Source organism: Pseudomonas sp. 29, from assembly GCF_002754355.1.
In the GTDB taxonomy this organism is placed as follows: Bacteria; Pseudomonadota; Gammaproteobacteria; order Pseudomonadales; family Pseudomonadaceae; genus Aquipseudomonas; species Aquipseudomonas neuropathica.
Genome location: NZ_PEEY01000001.1, coordinates 935045 through 953075, shown reverse-complemented (window position 1 = coordinate 953075; position 18031 = coordinate 935045). Strand labels below are relative to the sequence as shown.

Sequence of the window (18031 nt, the reverse complement as noted above, 5' to 3'; positions counted from 1 at the left end):
GTCGTACACAAAACCTATGTGGGAGCGAGCTTGCTCGCGAAGGGGGCGACGCGGTCTAGCGGCGAACCTGTTTCAGGGTTTCAGCGATCAAAAACGCCAACTCCAGCGACTGATCAGCATTCATCCGTGGATCACAGTGCGTGTGATAACGATCCGACAAGCCATCTTCAGTAATCGGCCGCGCACCACCGATGCACTCGGTGACATTCTGCCCGGTCATCTCGATGTGAATGCCGCCGGCATAACTGCCTTCCGCCTCGTGCACCTGGAAGAACTGTTTAACCTCGCCAAGGATCTGCGCGAAGTCGCGGGTCTTGTAGCCGCTGCTGGCCTTGATGGTGTTGCCGTGCATCGGGTCGGAACTCCACAACACCTGCTTGCCTTCACGCTGCACTGCGCGGATCAGCGCCGGCAGGTGATCGCCCACCTTGTTCGCGCCCATCCGCGCAATCAGGTTGAGGCGCCCCGGATCGTTGTCCGGGTTGAGCACGTCGATCAGGCGGATCAGGTCATCGGGATCCATGCTTGGGCCAACTTTGACGCCGATCGGGTTGTTCACCCCGCGCAGGAATTCGACATGCGCGCCGTCGAGCTGACGAGTACGGTCACCGATCCACAGCATGTGCGCCGAGCAATCGTAGTAATCGTTGGTCAGGCTGTCGCGGCGCACGAAGGCTTCTTCGTAGTTCAGCAGCAGTGCTTCGTGGGCGGTGAAGAAGCTGGTTTCGCGCAGTTGCGGCGAGCTGTCCATGCCGCAGGCGCGCATGAACGCCAGGGTTTCATCGATGCGGTCGGCGAGGTGACTGTATTTTTCTGCCAGCGCCGAGTTGGCGATGAAATCGAGGTTCCATTTGTGCACTTGGTGCAGGTCGGCAAAACCGCCCTGAGCAAACGCGCGCAGCAGGTTCAGGGTCGCGGTGGACTGGTGATAGGACTGCAGCAGGCGCTCTGGATCCGGCACGCGGCTCTTTTCGTCGAAGCCGATGCCGTTGACGATGTCGCCCCGGTAAGCCGGCAGCGTCACGCCGTCGATGGTCTCGTCGTTGGCCGAACGTGGTTTGGCAAACTGACCGGCCATGCGCCCGACTTTGACCACCGGGCAGCCGGCGGCGAAGGTCATGACGATCGCCATTTGCAGCAACACTTTGAACGTGTCGCGAATCTTCGCGGCGGAGAATTCGGCAAAGCTTTCCGCGCAATCGCCGCCCTGCAGCAGGAATGCCCGGCCCTGGGTGACTTCGGCAAACTGGCGGCGCAGTTCGCGCGCTTCGCCGGCAAACACCAGTGGCGGATAACTGGCCAGCGTCTGCTCGACCTGGCGCAGATGCGCCGCGTCAGGATATTGGGGTTGTTGCTGGATCGGCAGGGCGCGCCAGCTATCAGGACTCCACGGTTGGCTCATCACGGTCTCTAATTGGTTCTACGCACGGGAAGCCCATGGTAGCAGCAATTAGTGCGTGACCTGCTCCCGCCCCATCGCCGACAATCGCCGCTTTGCCACGGCGCCACAGCGGTGCCATCGCGTCACCGCGCCCGGTGACCATCAGGAGACGAAATGACTGAGGAGCGCGTCGAGCATCTGCTCGCCGAAGTACAGGATGAGTTCGGCGTGATTCGCGTGCTGGAAGTGGCCGATTACCGCTTTCTCGAGTTCGGCGATGCGATCGAGCAGAGCTGCGTGTTCACCGCAGATCCGAGCTGGCTCGAATACGATTACACCCGGGCGATGCTGATCGGCGCGTTGTGCCACGAGCAGCCGGAGAGCGCGCTGTTTCTAGGACTCGGCGCCGGTACATTGACCCAGGCCTGCCTCAAGTTCCTGCCGCTGGAAGATGTCGAAGCCATTGAACTGCGTCCGGATGTGCCGCGCCTAGCCATCGAATACCTTGGCCTGGACGATGATCCGCGGCTGTACATCCGTGTTGGCGATGCGCTGGAGTTACTGCCGACGGCTGAGCCGGCGGATCTGATTTTTGTCGACCTGTATACCGATGTCGGCCCGGGCGTCGGGCATCTGGCCTGGAGTTTTCTCGGCGACTGCCAGAAGCGTCTGAATCCGGGTGGCTGGCTGGTGATCAATCAGTGGGCCACCGATGACGGCAAGCCTCTGGGCGCGGCGTTGTTGCGCGGGCTCTATCACCGGCATTACTGGGAATTGCCGGTGAAGGAGGGCAACGTGATTCTGATTGTGCCGGCGGACCTCGATCAGGAGTTGGACATGCAGGCACTGACGGCCCGGGCTGAAGCGCTGGCACCGCGGTTGGGGTATTCGTTGCAGTCGTTGATCAACAGTATTCGCCCAGCCACCTGAGGCGTCAGTGCTGTCCCCATCGCTGGCAAGCCAGCTCCCACAGGGTTCGCGCCGTACGCAAAATGTGTGAACGACTCGGTCACTGTGGGAGCTGGCTTGCCAGCGATGGCGCCCTGACAGGCGCCATAATTCTCAGATCCCCTTGAATATGCCAGGCCGCCGCTCCACCAGCGACCGCACCCCTTCCTTGGCATCCTCACTCGCCAACAATTTCTTCACCAACGCCGGTAACCCTTGCGCGGCCGCCGTCTCACCCTCATACCTTGCCTGCCGCGCCGACATCAACGTCGCCTGCACCCCCAACGGCGCCTGCCGGGCAATCCGCTCAGCCAATTCAATCGCCCGCGGCAACAGGTCTTCGCTGGCCATGACTTCCTGCACCAACCCCAGGTGCAACGCTTCGTGCGCATCAAACTCATCGCCGGTCAGCAGCCAGCGCATCGCGTTGCCCCAACCGGCGATCTGCTGAAAACGTAAAGTCGCACCACCAAAAGGAAAGATCCCACGCTGCACTTCCATCTGCGCGAAGCGGGTATTGCTCGCACACAGGTTTATATCGGCTGCCAGCATCAGCTCGATGCCGATGGTCAGGCAGTAACCCTGCGCGGCGACAATCACTGGCTTGCTCACCCGTGGCCCGACGAAAACACCCCATGGATCGCAACCGCCGGTCGGAACCTGCCAGCCCTGGGCGAGGGCGGAACTGGCGTTGACCAGATCCAGGCCAGCGGTAAAGTGCTCGCCATGCCCGAACACTACCGCCACCCGCGCTTCGCTGTCGGCCTCGAACTCGCCGTAGGCCAGGCTCAGCTCGTTGAGCAGGTCGAGGTCGAAAGCATTGCGCTTGGCCGCTCGATCCAAGCCAATCAGATGGACGTGACCACGACGTTCACGGCTGACGCGGCCGGGGCAGGGCTGATTCATGGCGAAATCCTCGGGCGGGAAGGGCGGGTGCAGCGACGGTATGCCGCACATCAGTGAATCGTTTAAGCGTCATCGCCCGCAGGGCCGGGCCTTTGAAAAATAGACCTTCGCGCGATTATCCGCAAAACCCCGTTACACAGCGGTGACACGCTCATTCAGGCAATAAAAAAAGCTCCCTTTTTGGGCAAAATCCGGTATAGTGCGCGCCGGCCTTTAACCGGGCCGCGTTTAGGTAGCGCATTTCCCGAAGTCAGCTTCGGCTGCACGTCCGCATTGCGGGCTCTTCCCGGACGATTCTTTTTTTCATTCATTCGTTTTCGCAAATCCCCGCCGACAAAGCTGCCAGGGCGACTCTTGAGTCTCAACACGGCATGCGCAGCTTTGGAGCATGGGTCTTTGCGGATGCACTTAGAGGCAGACCCATGACCCAGGAAACCGGCGGATTCGCCGCTTTTAATCTTAACCCGAATATTCTTGCAGCCGTCGCAGCGACTGGCTACGAAGAGCCTTCGGCGATTCAGCAGCAATCGATCCCGATCATCATGGCCGGCCAGGACATGATTGGTCAGGCGCAAACCGGTACCGGTAAAACCGCCGCGTTCGCACTGCCTATTCTGCACCGCATCGATCCTGCCAAGCGCGAACCGCAAGCCCTGATCCTGGCGCCAACTCGTGAGTTGGCGCTGCAAGTAGCAACCGCTTTTGAAACCTACGCCAAGCAAATGCCGGGCGTTACCGTTGTGGCCGTTTACGGCGGCGCGCCTATGGGCCCACAACTGAAAGCAATCCGTAATGGCGCACAGATCGTTGTCGCCACTCCGGGCCGTCTGTGCGACCACCTGCGTCGCGACGAAAAAGTTCTGTCGACCGTGAACCACCTGGTTCTCGACGAAGCTGACGAAATGTTGAAACTGGGCTTCATGGATGACCTGGAAGTCATCTTCAAGGCTCTGCCAGCGACCCGTCAGACCGTTTTGTTCTCGGCTACCCTGCCGCAGTCGATCCGCGCCATTGCCGAACGCCATCTGCGCGATCCGCAACACGTGAAGATCCAGACCAAGACCCAGACCGTTACCGCGATCGAACAGGCTCACCTGTTGGTTCACGCTGACCAGAAGACTTCGGCCGTTCTCAGCTTGCTGGAAGTGGAAGATTTCGACGCTCTGATCATGTTCGTACGCACCAAGCAAGCGACCCTGGATCTGGCCAGCGCCCTCGACGCCAAAGGCTACAAAGCCGCGGCGCTTAACGGTGACATCGCCCAGAACCAGCGTGAGCGCGTTATTGACTCGCTGAAAGATGGCCGTCTGGACATCGTTGTCGCGACCGACGTAGCTGCTCGTGGTCTGGACGTTCCGCGCATCACTCACGTGTTCAACGTTGACATGCCGTACGACCCAGAGTCCTACGTTCACCGTATCGGCCGTACTGGCCGTGCCGGTCGCGAAGGTCGTGCACTGCTGCTGGTGACTCCACGTGAGCGCCGCATGCTGCAAGTGATCGAGCGTGTAACCGGCCAGAAAGTTGCTGAAGTACGCCTGCCGGACGCTCAAGCCGTTCTCGATGCACGCATCAAGAAACTGACCAACAGCCTGTCGCCGCTGGTCGCTGATGCCGAATCGACCCACGGTGAGCTGCTCGATCGTCTGACTGCAGACATCGGCTGCACCCCGCGTGCTCTGGCTGCTGCGCTGCTGCGCAAAGCCACCAACGGTCAAGCGCTGAACCTGGCGGCGATCGAGAAGGAACGTCCACTGGTGCCGAACAACGCACCGCGTGGCGACCGTCCTGAGCGCACTGGTGATCGTCCTGATCGTGGTGACCGCGAGCGTCGCGCGCCAATGCCTTTGGGCGAAGGCCGTGCTCGTTGCCGTACCGCGCTGGGTGCGCGTGACGGTATCGCTGCGAAAAACCTGCTGGGCGCCATCCTCAACGAAGGCGGTCTGGCCCGTGAAGCGATCGGTCGCATCCAGGTGCGTGACAGCTTCAGCCTCGTCGAGCTGCCGGAAGATGGTCTGGACAAACTCCTGACCAAACTGAAGGACACTCGCGTTGCTGGCAAGCAGTTGAAGCTGCGTCGCTATCGCGAAGATTGATCCGCCCTTGGGCTGATTGATCGAACATAAAAAATCCCCGACTGGTTCGGGGATTTTTTTTGCCTGTTTTTTGCCTTTGTGGGAGCGAGCCGGCTCGCGAAGGCATCAACCGAAGCGGTAAATATCCATGCCCAGCGCACCCATTGTGAATCCCTTGTGCGCCACGCTGAACTCACCCCCCGCACCCCGGGCAAAATACAACGGCAACAAATGCTCATCACTCGGATGACTGCGCACCGCATGCGGCGCCTGCTGACGATAATCGTGCAGCGCTGCCTCATCGTCGGCCGCGAGCTTGTCGATCACCCAGTCACGGAAATCCCGCGCCCAGGGCTCAACGCTTTCCGGGCCGGCGTGCCAGTCCAGTTCGCGCAGGTTGTGCGTGATGCTGCCGGAGCCGATCAGCAAAATGCCCTGATCACGCAGACTCGCCAGTGCCCGGCCGACTCGGGTTTGCAGCGCCGGGCCGCCACGGCTCGGCAGAGAGATTTGCACCACCGGGATATCCGCCTGCGGATACATCAGCGACAACGGCACCCAGACGCCATGATCGAACGGGCGTTGCGGGTCGAGACGGGCAGGCAGGCTGTTGGCAGTCAGTAGATCAGCCACCTCGGCAGCCAGTTGCGGATTACCCGGTGCCGGATACTGCACTTCAAACAGCGCCCGGGGAAAGCCGCCGAAGTCGTGCCAGGTTTCCGGTTGCGCATGACTGCTGATCAGCAGTTCCTGGCTTTCCCAGTGCGCGGAGACGATAACGATGGCTTTGGGTTTCGGCAATTCGGCGGCCAGACGAGCCAGAGCCGGGCCACTGGCGCCGGGCTCCAGGGCCAGCATGGGTGAACCATGGGAAATGAACAGGCTGGGCAACATGATGGGTTCCTGAGCGTTAAGATGGCTTCATCTTCAGTCAGATCATTGATCTAAATCTAATATAAGTTTTAACGCTTTTTGATCGAATTATTGGGAGTGATGCATGCAGCCTGAGTTTTGGCACAAGAAGTGGGCTTCGGGGCAGATTGGTTTCCATCTGCCTGAGGTAAACCCGTATCTGCAGCGGCACTGGGCGGTACCGGCAGCGGCGCGAGTACTCGTGCCTTTGTGTGGGAAAAGTCTGGATCTGGCGTGGCTGGCCGGACGCGGTCATCAGGTGCTCGGAGTCGAACTGTCGGAAAAGGCTATTGAGGACTTTTTCAGTGAACATCAGGTGCAGCCGCAGATCAGCCAGAAGGGCGCGTTCAAGCTCTATCGCGGTGAAGCCATCGAGCTGTGGTGCGGTGACTTTTTTGCGCTAACGGCGAGCGATGTGGCCGATTGCACCGCGTTGTACGACCGCGCCGCGCTGATTGCCTTGCCGGCGACGATGCGTGAGCGCTATGCGGCGCATCTTCAGCAGATTCTGCCGCAGGGTGTGCACGGGTTGTTGATTACGCTGGACTACGATCAGGCGCAGATGCCGGGGCCGCCGTTTGCGGTGGGGGATGATGAGGTGCAGCGGTTGCTGAGTGGTGCCTGGCAGGTGCAGATGCTGGAAGAGCAGGATGTGCTGGGGGAGAGCGGGAAGTTCCTTCAGGCTGGCGTGACGCGGCTGGAGGAGCGGGTCTACCGGGTTTCTTCCCGATAGTTTGTTGGCGCCGTTACGGGCCTCTTCGCGAGCAAGCTCGCTCCCACAGTGATTTGTGCTATGTCACAGATCGCCTAAACACCGCAGAACCCTGTGGGAGCGAGCTTGCTCGCGAAAGGGCCGGCACTGTCGGCGCACAATCCAAAGATGTAAAAAAGGCCCGCATCACTGCGGGCCTTTTTCATTGTTACACCAGTCGGATCAACCGCGACGACGCAGGGCGTCGATACGCTCTTCCAGCGGCGGGTGGCTCATGAACATGCGGGCAAAGCCCTGTTTGATACCACCGTTGATGCCAAAGGCGTTAAGGGTGTCCGGCATGTGCACCGGCAGGCCCTGTTCGGCGCGCAGGCGTTGCAGTGCGCCGATCATTGCGCTGGTACCGGCCAGGCGGGCGCCGGCTTCGTCGGCACGGAATTCGCGCTTGCGCGAGAACCACATGACGATCGCACTGGCGAGAATGCCCAGCACCAGTTCGGCGAAAATGGTCGCCACGTAGTAGGCGATGCCCTGGCCTTCTTCGTTCTTGAAGATCACCTTGTCGACGAAGTTGCCGATGATCCGCGCAAAGAACATCACGAAGGTGTTCACCACGCCCTGGATCAGCGCCAGGGTGACCATGTCGCCGTTGGCGACGTGGCCGATTTCGTGGGCCAGCACGGCTTTCACTTCATCGGGTGAGAAGCGCTCGAGCAAGCCCTGGCTGACCGCGACCAGCGCGTCGTTCTTGTTCCAGCCGGTGGCGAAGGCGTTTGCTTCGTAGGCCGGGAAAATACCGACTTCGGGCATCTTGATCCCGGCTTCGCGGGACAGTTGCTCGACAGTTTGCAGCAGCCATTGCTCATGCCGGGTACGTGGCTGGCTGATGATCTGGGTGCCAGTGCTCATCTTCGCCATCCACTTGGAGATGAACAGCGAGAACAGCGAGCCGGCGAAACCAAAGACTGCACAGAAAACCAGCAGCTGACTAAGGTCGAGATCAACCCCGTTGGCCGCCATGAACCCGTTGAAGCCGAAAAGGCTCAGGGTGATGCTGGCTATCAGCACGACCGCCAGGTTAGTGGCCAAAAACAGCAGGATGCGCATCATGGTTGTAGAAATCTCCTCAAGCTAAAGATGTAGCGTACTGCGGGGTATATAAGGTGCTGCACCGGGCTATTCAACTGAGTGACTATTTCAAACTGTGTCCTACAGCGGATTCTTCGGTGCCCGGCACATTTCCCACGACAGATAACGATAGGGATGACGGCCAGCCGCGACCCGTCGCCATTAAGCTGGACGCAGGTAAACGGTACGAATCGCAAGTGTAGAAGGCGTGCGCGGACGCGGAACGCAGAAGTGTTGCTGAATCAGACAGTGCGCAACGTTTGGCCGTTGCGCACTGCTGGCCAGTTACTGGCGGTAGGACTTGAGGAAGTTGCCGATACGGCCGATGGCCATTTCCAGATCGTCGACGCGGGGCAGGGTGACCACGCGGAAGTGATCCGGCCACGGCCAGTTGAACGCCGTGCCCTGTACCACCAGCAGCTTCTCGGAGAGCAGCAGGTCGAGGACGAATTTCTCGTCGTTATGGATCGGGCAGACTTTCGGGTCGATCTTCGGGAACGCATACAGCGCGCCCATCGGCTTGACGCAGCTCACGCCTGGAATGTCGTTAAGCAATTCCCAAGTGCGGTTACGCTGTTCCAGCAGGCGACCCTGCGGCAGCACCAGGTCGTTGATGCTCTGATAGCCGCCCAATGCGGTCTGGATCGCATGCTGGCTCGGCACGTTGGCGCACAAGCGCATGTTGGCCAGCATGTCGATGCCTTCGATGTAGCTCTGCGCGTTGTGCTTCGGCCCGGAAATGGCGATCCAGCCGGAGCGGAAACCCGCCACACGGTAGGACTTCGACAGACCGTTGAAGGTCAGGCACAGCAAGTCCGGGGCTAGCGACGCGGTGCAGATGTGCACGGCATCGTCGTACAGAATCTTGTCGTAGATCTCGTCGGAGAACACCACCAGGTTGTGCGCGCGGGCGATTTCCAGCATGCCCAGCAACACTTCCTTCGAATACACCGCGCCGGTCGGGTTGTTCGGGTTGATGATCACCATCGCTTTGGTGTTCGGGGTGATCTTGGCCTTGATGTCGGCCAGATCCGGGAACCAGTCGGCGCCTTCGTCGCACAGGTAATGTACGGCGTTACCGCCGGCGAGGCTGACGGCGGCGGTCCACAGCGGATAGTCCGGGGCTGGCACCAGCACTTCGTCGCCGTTGTTGAGCAGCGCCTGCAACGACATCACGATCAGTTCGGAAACGCCGTTACCCAGATAGATGTCTTCGATGCCGACACCTTCAACATTCTTCTGCTGGTAGTACTGCATCACCGCTTTACGCGCGCTGAACAGACCTTTGGAGTCGCTGTAGCCTTGCGCGGTCGGCAGGTTGCGGATCACATCCTGAAGAATTTCGTCCGGCGCTTCGAAACCAAACGGCGCCGGGTTGCCGATGTTCAGCTTGAGGATGCGCTGGCCTTCCTCTTCCAGTCGTTTGGCGTGCTTGAGCACCGGGCCGCGAATGTCGTAGCAGACGTTGGCGAGCTTGTTCGATTTGCTGAACTGCATGGCGATGTGATCCCGAAAATGAACGATCCAGGCGGCGGATGGACAACCGTACTGGGATTCCTGCGTCTTCACACAGGCGGACGTCTTGAGCCGTGGCTCCCATAATCCGTTTGAATGCGCCCGGTCTGGCTGCCAGACTGGTGCGTGACGAGGCGCAATCATACGTGCCGCCCGATCCGTGGAAAAGGTACAGATCGGGCTTTTTCAGCCGCTGAGGTGTGATGATGGAAAAGTTGGAAAAAACCCTGGAAGAATGGCGGGCGATGCTCGACCCTGAGCAGTACAACGTTTGTCGTCTGAGCGCGACCGAGCGCCCGTTCTCCGGTAAATACAACGACACCAAGACCGATGGTATCTACCACTGCGTCTGCTGCAACGAGCCGTTGTTCGACTCCAAGACCAAATTCGACTCCGGCTGCGGCTGGCCGAGCTTCTACGCGCCAATCGGCGAAAGCGCGATGACCGAAATCCGTGACATCAGCCACGGCATGATCCGCACGGAAGTGAAGTGCGCGCGCTGTGATGCGCATCTGGGCCATGTGTTCCCGGACGGCCCGCCGCCGACTGGTTTGCGTTATTGCATCAATTCGGTTTGCCTGGATCTGGTTCCACGCGCATAACGAATGAAGGCGACCTTCGGGTCGCCTTATTATTCGATAATTAAATTGCACACAATTTAATTGCTCGCTATGTTTGGTCTTTCTTGACTGTCTGCGGAGCCCGACGCCATGAGCGACAACCTGTTGAACATTCCGTGCACCACCATCAAGGGGGAGCAAAAGACCCTCGCCGATTTCGCCGGTAAAGCGGTTTTAGTGGTCAACACCGCGAGCAAATGCGGTTTCACCCCACAGTACAAAGGCCTCGAAGAACTGTGGCAGACCTACAAGGATCAGGGCCTGGTGGTCCTGGGCTTTCCGTGCAATCAGTTCGGCAAGCAGGAGCCGGGTAACGAAGGGGCGATCAGTGAGTTCTGCGAGCTGAACTTCGGCGTCAGCTTCCCGCTGTTCAAGAAGATCGACGTTAACGGTGGAGACGCGCATCCGCTGTTCGTGCAGCTGAAAAAACGCGCGCCGGGCCTGCTTGGCTCCCAAGGCATCAAGTGGAACTTCACCAAGTTCCTGATTGGCAAGGACGGAAAACTGGTCAAGCGTTTTGCCCCGACCACCAAGCCGCAGGAGCTGAGCGGTGAGATCGAAGCCCTGCTCAAATGAACAGCTTGCCGGTCGATTCGCTGAAGCTCGACAACCAGTTGTGCTTCAAGCTGTACGCCGCCTCTCGGGCGGTGATTCGTGCCTACAAACCGATGCTCGATCAGCTCGGCCTGACGTACCCGCAATACCTGGCGATGCTGGTGTTGTGGGAATGGCAGGACGCTGCGCCGGAGCAACCGACGGTCAAGGCGTTGGGCGAGCGTCTGGCACTGGACTCGGGCACGCTGACGCCATTGCTCAAGCGTCTGGAACAGTTGCAATGGGTACAGCGCCAGCGTTCAACGCGTGACGAGCGCGAAGTGCACCTGAGTCTGACGCCGGCGGGGCAAGCCTTGCGCGAGCAGGTCGGGCCGCTCAAGGCCCGTCTGCTGTGTGACAGCGGGGTGGATCTGGACCGCCTCAATGACCTGCGCAAGGGTCTCGATCACTTGCTGGGGCAGATCAAAGCGCTGTCGTAGTCGGGATCCACTGATCGAGCAGCGCCGCCAGTTCTTCTCGGCGGAACGGCTTGGCCAGATAGTCACTCATGCCGGCTGCGCGGCAGCGTTCGCGTTCTTCGGACATGGCGTTGGCGGTCAGAGCGACGATGGGCAGGTGCGGCCAGCGCCCGCTTTGACGGATCTGTCGGCTGGCTTCGTAGCCATCCATCACGGGCATGTTGCAGTCCATCAGCACCAGATCGAATTCGTGATACTCCAACTGATCCAGTGCTTCGGCACCGTGGGCGGCGACGATGACCTCGCAGCCCAGTTTGCCGAGCATGCCTTTGGCCACCAGTTGGTTGACCGGGTTGTCCTCGACCAGCAACACCCGCCCGCGCCGCACCGAGGGAGACGTTTCCAACTGCGCATCGTTAACGGCGACCACGTCCGGTTGCAGGGTACGTCGCAGGTTCTGGTACAGCGCATTACGCGCCAATGGTCGGGCCTGTTGCTGCAGAGGCGCGAGTGCGGCGGCTTCTTCGCTGGGCAGGAAACTGCCGTAGGCGGTTACCAGCAAAATCGGCGCCACAAGCGTCGGGCGCAAACCGAACAGGCACTCCGGACAATCGGTGATCACCACGTCCGGCGTCAGGCCCAGCAGTGAGTCATCGATGGTGCGCTGCTCATATGTAAGTCCCCACACCGGCAGCAGGCTCTGCAACAGTTCCGCCAGTCCACTGCTGGCAGCGGTGATGGCGAGGATTTTTCCGTGCAGCGGCGCCGGAACCAGTGCGCGGGTATGACACGGCAATGGCAGCTCGGCACAGAACTGACTGCCGAACCCGGTTTCGGAACTGATGGTCAGACGCCCCTGCATGGCTTCGCAGAGGTTGTAGGTCAGCGCCAGACCCAGCCCGGTGCCGCCGTATTGTCGAGTGATGCCGGCGCCCGCTTGAGTGAACGGCTGGAAGATTTTCAGCTGCGCGTCTTGGGCGATACCGATGCCGGTGTCGCAGACCTCGATGCGCACGCCATCCTTGTAGGTCGACAAGCGCACATCCACCCGGCCGAAGCGGGTGAATTTCAGCGCGTTGGACAGCAGATTGCTGACGATCTGCCGCACGCGGGTCGGATCGCCCAGCACCAGTGCCGGGAAGTGCGGATCGATCAGGCAGGTCAGTTCGACGCTCGGCGCGGCGTTCTGCGACAACAGGTTGGCGGTGTCTTCAATCAACGAGCCAAGATCGAACGGGATGTGCTCAAGCTCCAGTTGCCCGGCATCGAACTTCGACAGGTCGAGAATATCGTTGAGCAATTCGACCAGCACCTTGCCCGAGTCGTGGGCGATCGACAGTTGTTGCTGCTGTTCGGCATTCAACGGACCGTCGAGTGACAGCGCGATCATTCCCAGCAGGCCGTTGAGCGGCGTGCGGATCTCATGGCTCATGTTGGCAAGGAACGCCGAGCGGGCCTCGGCCATTTCCAGGGCGGTGCTGCGGGCGACTTCGAGTTCCTGATTGGACTGGCTCAGCCGTGCGTTGATCGCCTTGAGTTCAGCGGTGCGCGCCGAGACGATGTTTTCCAGTTGTCCGAGGTAGTCGGTCAGACGGTTTTCGGCGTTGCGTCGCTGCTGGATCTCGGTGGCAATGTTCTCGAATTGCTGATTGGCGACTTTGACCAGCACGCCGATTTCATCGTTGCCGTGGCCGGACGGGCACTCCAGCGTGGTCGGCTCGGCGCTGCGCGGGTCGCGCCCGCTGAGTTCGCGGATGACCCGCACCAGTGGTTTGGTCAACATCACATAGAACAGCGCCAACAGGATGCCGGTGAGAATCAGGCTGCGGGCGAAGCCATTGAGCAGGGTCACCTCGGCGCGGCGCAGGAAGCGGCTGCCGAAGGCATAGGTGTCGACCTCAAGGCTTAACACGCCCAGCGATTCATTGGGCAGATGATCCAGATACAGACGGTCTTCGAACTGGCGCTTGGCGCCAAACAGGAAGTCGCTGATGACCCGATAGCCGCTTTGCAGTTCCGGGCGTTTGACGCTGGCCAGCACCGTATTGTTGTTGTCGATCAGTTGCGCAGAAATGATCGCCGGCGAGCGCAACAGGCCCAGGGTCAGTTCCTGCGCCAGTTCGGCGTCGATGTTGTAGGCGATCCGTGAGGCCGGGTTGTGGCTGATTTCCAGCAAAGACAGGATTTCACGGTTGATGGAGGCGTCTTCACTGGCATAATCGATGCCGATTTGCAGCAGGCTGAGCAGCGTGCCCAGAATGAACCCGACCAGCACGGTAAGCCTGGCTTGCTTGTAAGACAGCCGGTGGGTGAATTTGATATCCATGGGGTGTTGAACCACTTCCGTTTCCCTTCGCTGCTCAAGCATAGTCGATCATGTATGGATACCGAGGTTCCCGAATCGCCTTGTAACAAGGCTTGGTAGGGTGATTTTTATCTGTGTGTCGTCGCAGGATTCACCATCATCACTGTGAACGTGCCCGAGGAGAAGACGTGGATTCCCGATTAAATGCTTTTCTTGAACGCGCCGAGTCGGTTCTGGCGCGTATCGAACCGTTGTTGCCGGCACCACGGCCGGTGATCGACTGGGGCACTTGTCTGGCGGCGCGCTGGCAACGCGACGGGCGCAGCGGCTATCTGATGCCGCTGGAAGTCAGCCTCGACATGCGCTTGTCCGACCTGATCGGCGTTGACCGTCAGCTCGAACAGCTGGGGCGCAACACCCAGCAGTTTCTCGATGGCATGCCGGCCAACCATGCGTTGCTCTGGGGTTCGCGCGGTACCGGCAAGTCGTCGCTGGTGCGGGCCTTGCTGGCGGAACACGCCGCCACCGGCCTGCGCCTGATCGAGATCGAGCGTGATCATCTGGCGGATCTGCCGCGGGTGGTCGAGCAGATCGGCAAGCTGCCACAACGCTTCGTGCTGTTTTGCGATGACTTGTCGTTCGAATCCGGTGAAGGCGATTATCGCGTTCTCAAAAGCGTCCTCGACGGCTCGCTCGAGCAGGCCCCGGACAATGTCTTGCTGTACGCCACCTCCAACCGCCGCCACCTGGTGCCGGAAAAGGAGAGCGATAACGAAAACTGGAAACGCGTCGACGGCGAACTGCATCCCAGCGAAGCCGTTGAAGACAAGATCGCGCTGTCGGACCGTTTCGGTCTGTGGCTGTCGTTCTATCCGTTTACCCAAGAACACTTCCTTAACGTCGTCGAACACTGGATCGGCCAGTTGGCCGCCAAGGCCGGCCTGAGCTGGCAGCGCGACGAAGCACTGGACATCCTCGCCGTGCGTTGGGCCACCGGCCGCGGTAATCGCAACGGACGTTGCGCGTACCAATTCGCCCGTTACTGGGTGGGACTGAAATTGTTGGAGCACAAGGCATGATTGATTTGCAACAAAGCGGCCAGGGCCTCGAAGGCTATGGCATGTTGGCCGCACAACTGGAATCGCTGCTGGCGGACGAGCGCGATTTCATCGCCAACGCCGCGCAGTTTTCGGCGTTTCTGTTCAACCAGCTCGATGACCTGAACTGGGCGGGCTTTTACCTCAATCGCAACGAAGAACTGGTGCTTGGTCCGTTCCAGGGGCAGATCGCCTGCGTGCGCATCCCGTTTGGCCGTGGTGTGTGTGGCGCGGCGGCGGCCACTCGGCAAACCCAGCGCGTTGAAGACGTACACGCGTTCCCGGGGCATATCGCCTGCGACAGCGCCTCGAACAGCGAGCTGGTCGTGCCGTTGGTCAAGGACGGTCGCCTGATCGGTGTACTCGACCTCGACAGCCCGAAGCTGGCGCGTTTTACCGCGCAAGATCAGGCTGGCATCGAGCAACTGGCAGCGATTTTCCTGCGTCTGACCGACTGCTGATCATGCGGTGAGGCCAGCCTTGTGCAACAGGCTGGCCGGATCGACGTTATCGATCTGTGCGGGATCGAGAAAGCGCACGGCGTACTGCATGTAAACGCCTTCGTTGATGAACAATCCGAATAGCTGAGCATCGATGTGCGCCTCACGGCACATGGTGGCCATGATCGCCAAGGCCTCGCTCAGGGTTTTGGCCTTTTTGTACGGGCGATCGGCTGCGGTCAGCGCCTCAAAGATATCGGCAATCGCCATCATTCGCGCGGGCAGGCTCATGTCCTCACGCTTCAGGCGTTTCGGGTAACCGGTGCCGTCCATTTTTTCATGATGACCGCCGGCGATTTCGGCAATGCTGTCGAGGTGGCCGGGGAAGGGCAGGTGGCTGAGCATCATGATCGTCTGCACCATGTGGTGATTGATCATGTAGCGCTCTTCGCGGGTCAGGGTGCCACGGTTGATGCTCAGGTTGTACAGCTCGCCGCGATTGTATTTGTAGTGCGGTACATCCAGTTTGAAGCCCCATGGATTGTCTTCGGGGATCAACTCGTTCGGGTCGCGTTCAAGCAAGTGCTCTGGCTTGTCTGCCAAAAGCTTTTCACTGACCGGCAGATTCGGTGCCGGCGTGCGCGCCTGACGCCGGTTCTCTTCCCATGACACGCCCAAGCGGTCATCAAGGGTGCGTAGCCAGGTGCGTTGCGCCAGATGGTCAAGGCGCTGCAGATCCGCCTCTGCCATCGCTTCACTGCCCAGATTGCAGCGCGCGACAAACGTAAAATCGTCGTCCAGCGCCGTCAGCGTGGCATCGCGCAATTCGGCCAGTGCAGTCTCATCGCCGCCCAGAGCGCACGCCTGCCAATAGCTGATCCAGGCATCACGCTTGAGCACTTCGAAACGCGTGCGAATTTCATGAATACGGTCGTTGATGGTTTCCAGTTTGGTGGCCTTGTCGACCACGTATTCCGGCGTCGTCACCTTGCCGCAGTCGTGCAGCCACGCGGCAATGTGCAAGGCTTCCCATTCATCCTCGCTCGGTTGGTAGGCACTGAACGCCGGCGCCTCGCTTGCCGCTGCCGCCTGAGCGAGCATCAACGTCAGCTCTGGCACGCGCTGACAATGGCCGCCGGTGTACGGACTCTTGGCGTCGATGGCGCCAGCGAGCAGTTGAATGAAGGCGTCGAGCAATTGCTTTTGGCGGGCTTGCAGGCGTTGGCTCTCGATGCTGACCGCCGCCGCGCCGGAGACAGCCTGGAGGAACGCGATGCGATCAGGGCGCAGTTTTTCCAGATCGGCTGCCGTGCCGCTGTCGCTCACCAGCAGAATCAGCAGGCCGATGGTTTCGTCGTGGCGGTTGTGCAGGCGGATGCCGATCAGATGGATGCGGGGCGATTGCATTGCCAGCAGGACCTTCTGCAAGTCGCCGGCCTGATCGACGCCGAAGTTGCTCACCACGTTATTGGCGCCGACCAATTGTTCAAACCACGCCGGCCCTTTGTTCTGCTGCAGGTCGTGGCCCTGAATGTCGAATGCTTCCAACGCCTGAGACGTACCATCGATCACCAGCCCGTATGGCTCCATGCGGCTGCTGTCGCTTTCACGCAGATAGATCAGCCCTGCCTGCGCCTGCGCAATCTGCACCGTTTCAAACAGCACCCGTTGCAGCAGCGGGGCGAAGCGGGTTTCGGCGCCGAGGGTGTCGGTAATCCGGAAGAAACTCGCCAGAGTGTCTTTCATCCGCGCCATCGACACGCTCAACTGGTCGACTTCAAGCACCGGCGAGCGGCGGGCCAGAGGAAAGTTGAAATCGAAACTGCGAATCGCGTCGGCTTCCTTGACCAGTGCATGCAACGGCTTGACCAGAATTCGCGAAATCACCCAGCCCAGCGGCAGGCACAGCAGCAGGGTCGCGAGGGTGATCAGCGCGCCTTGCCAGCGCAGGCGGTAGGCATCGATCAATAACTCGTCCTCGGGCACCAGCAGCGCCAACTGCAAACCTTTCGGACCGCCCTCCTGAATGTTGCTGCGGGCGACGATCCACTGGCGACCATCGGCTTCCAGGCGATTGCCTGTGGCTGCGCCGGACAACAGCGCATGCAAGCCCGGACTCAGATCCGCCGCTTTGGCCAGATGCGCGCCGCTACTGTCGACGATCAGGCGTTCGCTGTCGGGATAGGCCACAGCGTTGCCGTCGGCATCGAACAGGGCAATTTCGGTGGAGGGTGTGACGACATGTTTGCTCAGCGCCGCCGACAGGGCGACCAGCGTCAGGTCAGCACCGATGACGGCGTTCTCGCCGCTGCGTCGGGCCAGCGTCGTGCCGACATTGCGCGTGGAGAAAAACACGTAGGGCTCGGTGGTGATTTGTTCGTTTTGCTGGCGAGCATGGTTGAACCACGCGCGGCTACGCGGATCGTAGCTGTCGTCGGGGTTGTCCTGACGGCTGATCAGCGACAATGTCTGGTCAAAAAACAGCGATTGCGAGTGCATCGCGCCCTGCGGGTCATGTTCGATACTCCAGACCTGATACGCCGCCGCTTCAGGGGCCTTGAGCAATGTCTTGATGGCGGCGCTGCGCAGCGGACGCACCATGAAAAAATCGCCATTGGCATAACCCAGATATAGCGACGCCAGATTGGGATTGTCGCTGAGCGACTGGCTAAACGGTCGGAGCAAGGGCAAGCGTTGTTCAAGGCGCGCGGCCTGAGTGGCGGGGTCATCCGCCAGCAAACTCAGCAGGTGCCGAATCGGCTGATAGGTGGCGGACATGTCCAGACGTACGTCTTGTTCGATCCTGTCGAACAGCTTTTCGCTGCTCGACAGGATGATCTGCGTGGTCTGGTGATAATTGAACAGGCCCAGTACGACCCCGGTGAGCAGCAACAGGAATGTGAACATGACGCTGATGTGCACATGCAGCGGAAACCGGCGTTGCTCCGGGCGCAGTGGGCTGGGCATTTCGGACTCTCC

At 60.2% G+C, this 18031-nt stretch carries 15 protein-coding genes; 8 read left to right on the top strand and 7 right to left on the bottom strand.

Annotation, left to right across the window (positions count from 1 at the left end; all coding sequences use genetic code 11):
• Nucleotides 1-55: 55 nt before the first annotated feature.
• Nucleotides 56-1402 (bottom strand): class II 3-deoxy-7-phosphoheptulonate synthase, encoded by a 1347-nt coding sequence (locus CLU80_RS04390; RefSeq protein ID WP_077573929.1) that lies wholly within the window; start codon nucleotides 1400-1402, stop codon nucleotides 56-58.
• 153 nt (nucleotides 1403-1555) lie between these two features.
• On the opposite strand from CLU80_RS04390, the gene CLU80_RS04385 reads away from it, so the two are divergent.
• The gene (locus tag CLU80_RS04385) at nucleotides 1556-2311 is read left to right on the top strand and encodes a spermidine synthase (protein WP_095125136.1); all 756 of its coding nucleotides are present in this window, start codon (nucleotides 1556-1558) and stop codon (nucleotides 2309-2311) included.
• A gap of 132 nt (nucleotides 2312-2443) precedes the next feature.
• Here the strand turns inward: CLU80_RS04385 and CLU80_RS04380 are convergent, their stop codons facing one another.
• Nucleotides 2444-3235, bottom strand: coding sequence for a crotonase/enoyl-CoA hydratase family protein (locus CLU80_RS04380; RefSeq protein ID WP_034155234.1), 792 nt, complete (start codon nucleotides 3233-3235; stop codon nucleotides 2444-2446).
• A 422-nt stretch (nucleotides 3236-3657) separates the two neighbouring features.
• Here CLU80_RS04380 and CLU80_RS04370 point away from each other — a divergent pair, with 422 nt between their 5' ends.
• Nucleotides 3658-5331: a DEAD/DEAH box helicase gene (locus CLU80_RS04370; RefSeq protein WP_008088238.1), complete on the top strand. Its 1674-nt coding sequence runs from the start codon at nucleotides 3658-3660 to the stop codon at nucleotides 5329-5331.
• 105 nt (nucleotides 5332-5436) lie between these two features.
• On the opposite strand, the gene CLU80_RS04365 is transcribed toward CLU80_RS04370, so the two are convergent.
• Complete coding sequence (locus tag CLU80_RS04365; RefSeq protein ID WP_099756846.1) at nucleotides 5437-6204, bottom strand: DODA-type extradiol aromatic ring-opening family dioxygenase; 768 nt, start codon at nucleotides 6202-6204, stop codon at nucleotides 5437-5439.
• Between the two features lie 103 nt (nucleotides 6205-6307).
• On the opposite strand from CLU80_RS04365, the gene CLU80_RS04360 reads away from it, so the two are divergent.
• On the top strand, nucleotides 6308-6955 hold the full coding sequence (locus tag CLU80_RS04360) for a thiopurine S-methyltransferase (RefSeq protein ID WP_099756845.1): 648 nt from the start codon (nucleotides 6308-6310) through the stop codon (nucleotides 6953-6955).
• 201 nt (nucleotides 6956-7156) lie between these two features.
• Here the strand turns inward: CLU80_RS04360 and htpX are convergent, their stop codons facing one another.
• Nucleotides 7157-8044 carry a protease HtpX gene (htpX, locus tag CLU80_RS04355; RefSeq protein WP_007908619.1) on the bottom strand — a complete coding sequence of 296 codons (888 nt, stop codon included), beginning with the start codon at nucleotides 8042-8044 and terminating at the stop codon, nucleotides 7157-7159.
• Nucleotides 8045-8347: 303 nt separating this feature from the next.
• On the bottom strand, nucleotides 8348-9559 hold the full coding sequence (locus CLU80_RS04350) for a pyridoxal phosphate-dependent aminotransferase (RefSeq protein ID WP_007908620.1): 1212 nt from the start codon (nucleotides 9557-9559) through the stop codon (nucleotides 8348-8350).
• Nucleotides 9560-9783: 224 nt separating this feature from the next.
• Here CLU80_RS04350 and msrB point away from each other — a divergent pair, with 224 nt between their 5' ends.
• The 3 genes from msrB to CLU80_RS04335 all read left to right on the top strand — a co-directional run bounded on the left by msrB (nucleotide 9784) and on the right by CLU80_RS04335 (nucleotide 11231).
• Nucleotides 9784-10179, top strand: a complete 396-nt coding sequence (gene msrB / locus CLU80_RS04345) for a peptide-methionine (R)-S-oxide reductase MsrB (RefSeq protein ID WP_093435141.1) — start codon at nucleotides 9784-9786, stop codon at nucleotides 10177-10179.
• Between the two features lie 108 nt (nucleotides 10180-10287).
• On the top strand, nucleotides 10288-10773 hold the full coding sequence (locus CLU80_RS04340; RefSeq protein WP_016985485.1) for a glutathione peroxidase: 486 nt from the start codon (nucleotides 10288-10290) through the stop codon (nucleotides 10771-10773).
• Nucleotides 10770-11231 carry a MarR family winged helix-turn-helix transcriptional regulator gene (locus CLU80_RS04335; RefSeq protein ID WP_093435139.1) on the top strand — a complete coding sequence of 154 codons (462 nt, stop codon included), beginning with the start codon at nucleotides 10770-10772 and terminating at the stop codon, nucleotides 11229-11231. The genes CLU80_RS04340 and CLU80_RS04335 overlap by 4 nt, the downstream gene beginning before the upstream one ends.
• Here the strand turns inward: CLU80_RS04335 and CLU80_RS04330 are convergent.
• A complete protein-coding gene (locus CLU80_RS04330; protein WP_099756844.1) occupies nucleotides 11215-13536 on the bottom strand; it encodes a hybrid sensor histidine kinase/response regulator in 2322 nt (773 codons plus the stop codon). The two genes, CLU80_RS04335 and CLU80_RS04330, sit on opposite strands and share 17 nt — an antisense overlap.
• Before the next feature lie 167 nt (nucleotides 13537-13703).
• Between CLU80_RS04330 and CLU80_RS04325 the strand changes: the two genes are divergently transcribed.
• Nucleotides 13704-14594, top strand: a complete 891-nt coding sequence (locus CLU80_RS04325; RefSeq protein ID WP_093435135.1) for an ATP-binding protein — start codon at nucleotides 13704-13706, stop codon at nucleotides 14592-14594.
• Complete coding sequence (gene msrC / locus CLU80_RS04320) at nucleotides 14591-15073, top strand: free L-methionine (R)-S-oxide reductase MsrC (protein ID WP_093435133.1); 483 nt, start codon at nucleotides 14591-14593, stop codon at nucleotides 15071-15073. Before CLU80_RS04325 ends, msrC begins: the two co-directional genes overlap by 4 nt.
• On the opposite strand, the gene CLU80_RS04315 is transcribed toward msrC, so the two are convergent.
• Nucleotides 15074-18019, bottom strand: a complete 2946-nt coding sequence (locus CLU80_RS04315) for an HD domain-containing phosphohydrolase (RefSeq protein ID WP_099756843.1) — start codon at nucleotides 18017-18019, stop codon at nucleotides 15074-15076.
• Between the last annotated feature and the right edge of the window lie 12 nt (nucleotides 18020-18031).

Bases quoted from the DNA above. Each gene is read 5' to 3' on its own strand.
- CLU80_RS04390 (WP_077573929.1), bottom strand. From the start codon at position 1,402: ATGAGCCAACCGTGGAGTCCTGATAGCTGGCGCGCCCTGCCGATCCAG.
- CLU80_RS04385 (WP_095125136.1), top strand. From the start codon at position 1,556: ATGACTGAGGAGCGCGTCGAGCATCTGCTCGCCGAAGTACAGGATGAG.
- CLU80_RS04380 (WP_034155234.1), bottom strand. From the start codon at position 3,235: ATGAATCAGCCCTGCCCCGGCCGCGTCAGCCGTGAACGTCGTGGTCAC.
- CLU80_RS04370 (WP_008088238.1), top strand. From the start codon at position 3,658: ATGACCCAGGAAACCGGCGGATTCGCCGCTTTTAATCTTAACCCGAAT.
- CLU80_RS04365 (WP_099756846.1), bottom strand. From the start codon at position 6,204: ATGTTGCCCAGCCTGTTCATTTCCCATGGTTCACCCATGCTGGCCCTG.
- CLU80_RS04360 (WP_099756845.1), top strand. From the start codon at position 6,308: ATGCAGCCTGAGTTTTGGCACAAGAAGTGGGCTTCGGGGCAGATTGGT.
- htpX (WP_007908619.1), bottom strand. From the start codon at position 8,044: ATGATGCGCATCCTGCTGTTTTTGGCCACTAACCTGGCGGTCGTGCTG.
- CLU80_RS04350 (WP_007908620.1), bottom strand. From the start codon at position 9,559: ATGCAGTTCAGCAAATCGAACAAGCTCGCCAACGTCTGCTACGACATT.
- msrB (WP_093435141.1), top strand. From the start codon at position 9,784: ATGGAAAAGTTGGAAAAAACCCTGGAAGAATGGCGGGCGATGCTCGAC.
- CLU80_RS04340 (WP_016985485.1), top strand. From the start codon at position 10,288: ATGAGCGACAACCTGTTGAACATTCCGTGCACCACCATCAAGGGGGAG.
- CLU80_RS04335 (WP_093435139.1), top strand. From the start codon at position 10,770: ATGAACAGCTTGCCGGTCGATTCGCTGAAGCTCGACAACCAGTTGTGC.
- CLU80_RS04330 (WP_099756844.1), bottom strand. From the start codon at position 13,536: ATGGATATCAAATTCACCCACCGGCTGTCTTACAAGCAAGCCAGGCTT.
- msrC (WP_093435133.1), top strand. From the start codon at position 14,591: ATGATTGATTTGCAACAAAGCGGCCAGGGCCTCGAAGGCTATGGCATG.
- CLU80_RS04315 (WP_099756843.1), bottom strand. From the start codon at position 18,019: ATGCCCAGCCCACTGCGCCCGGAGCAACGCCGGTTTCCGCTGCATGTG.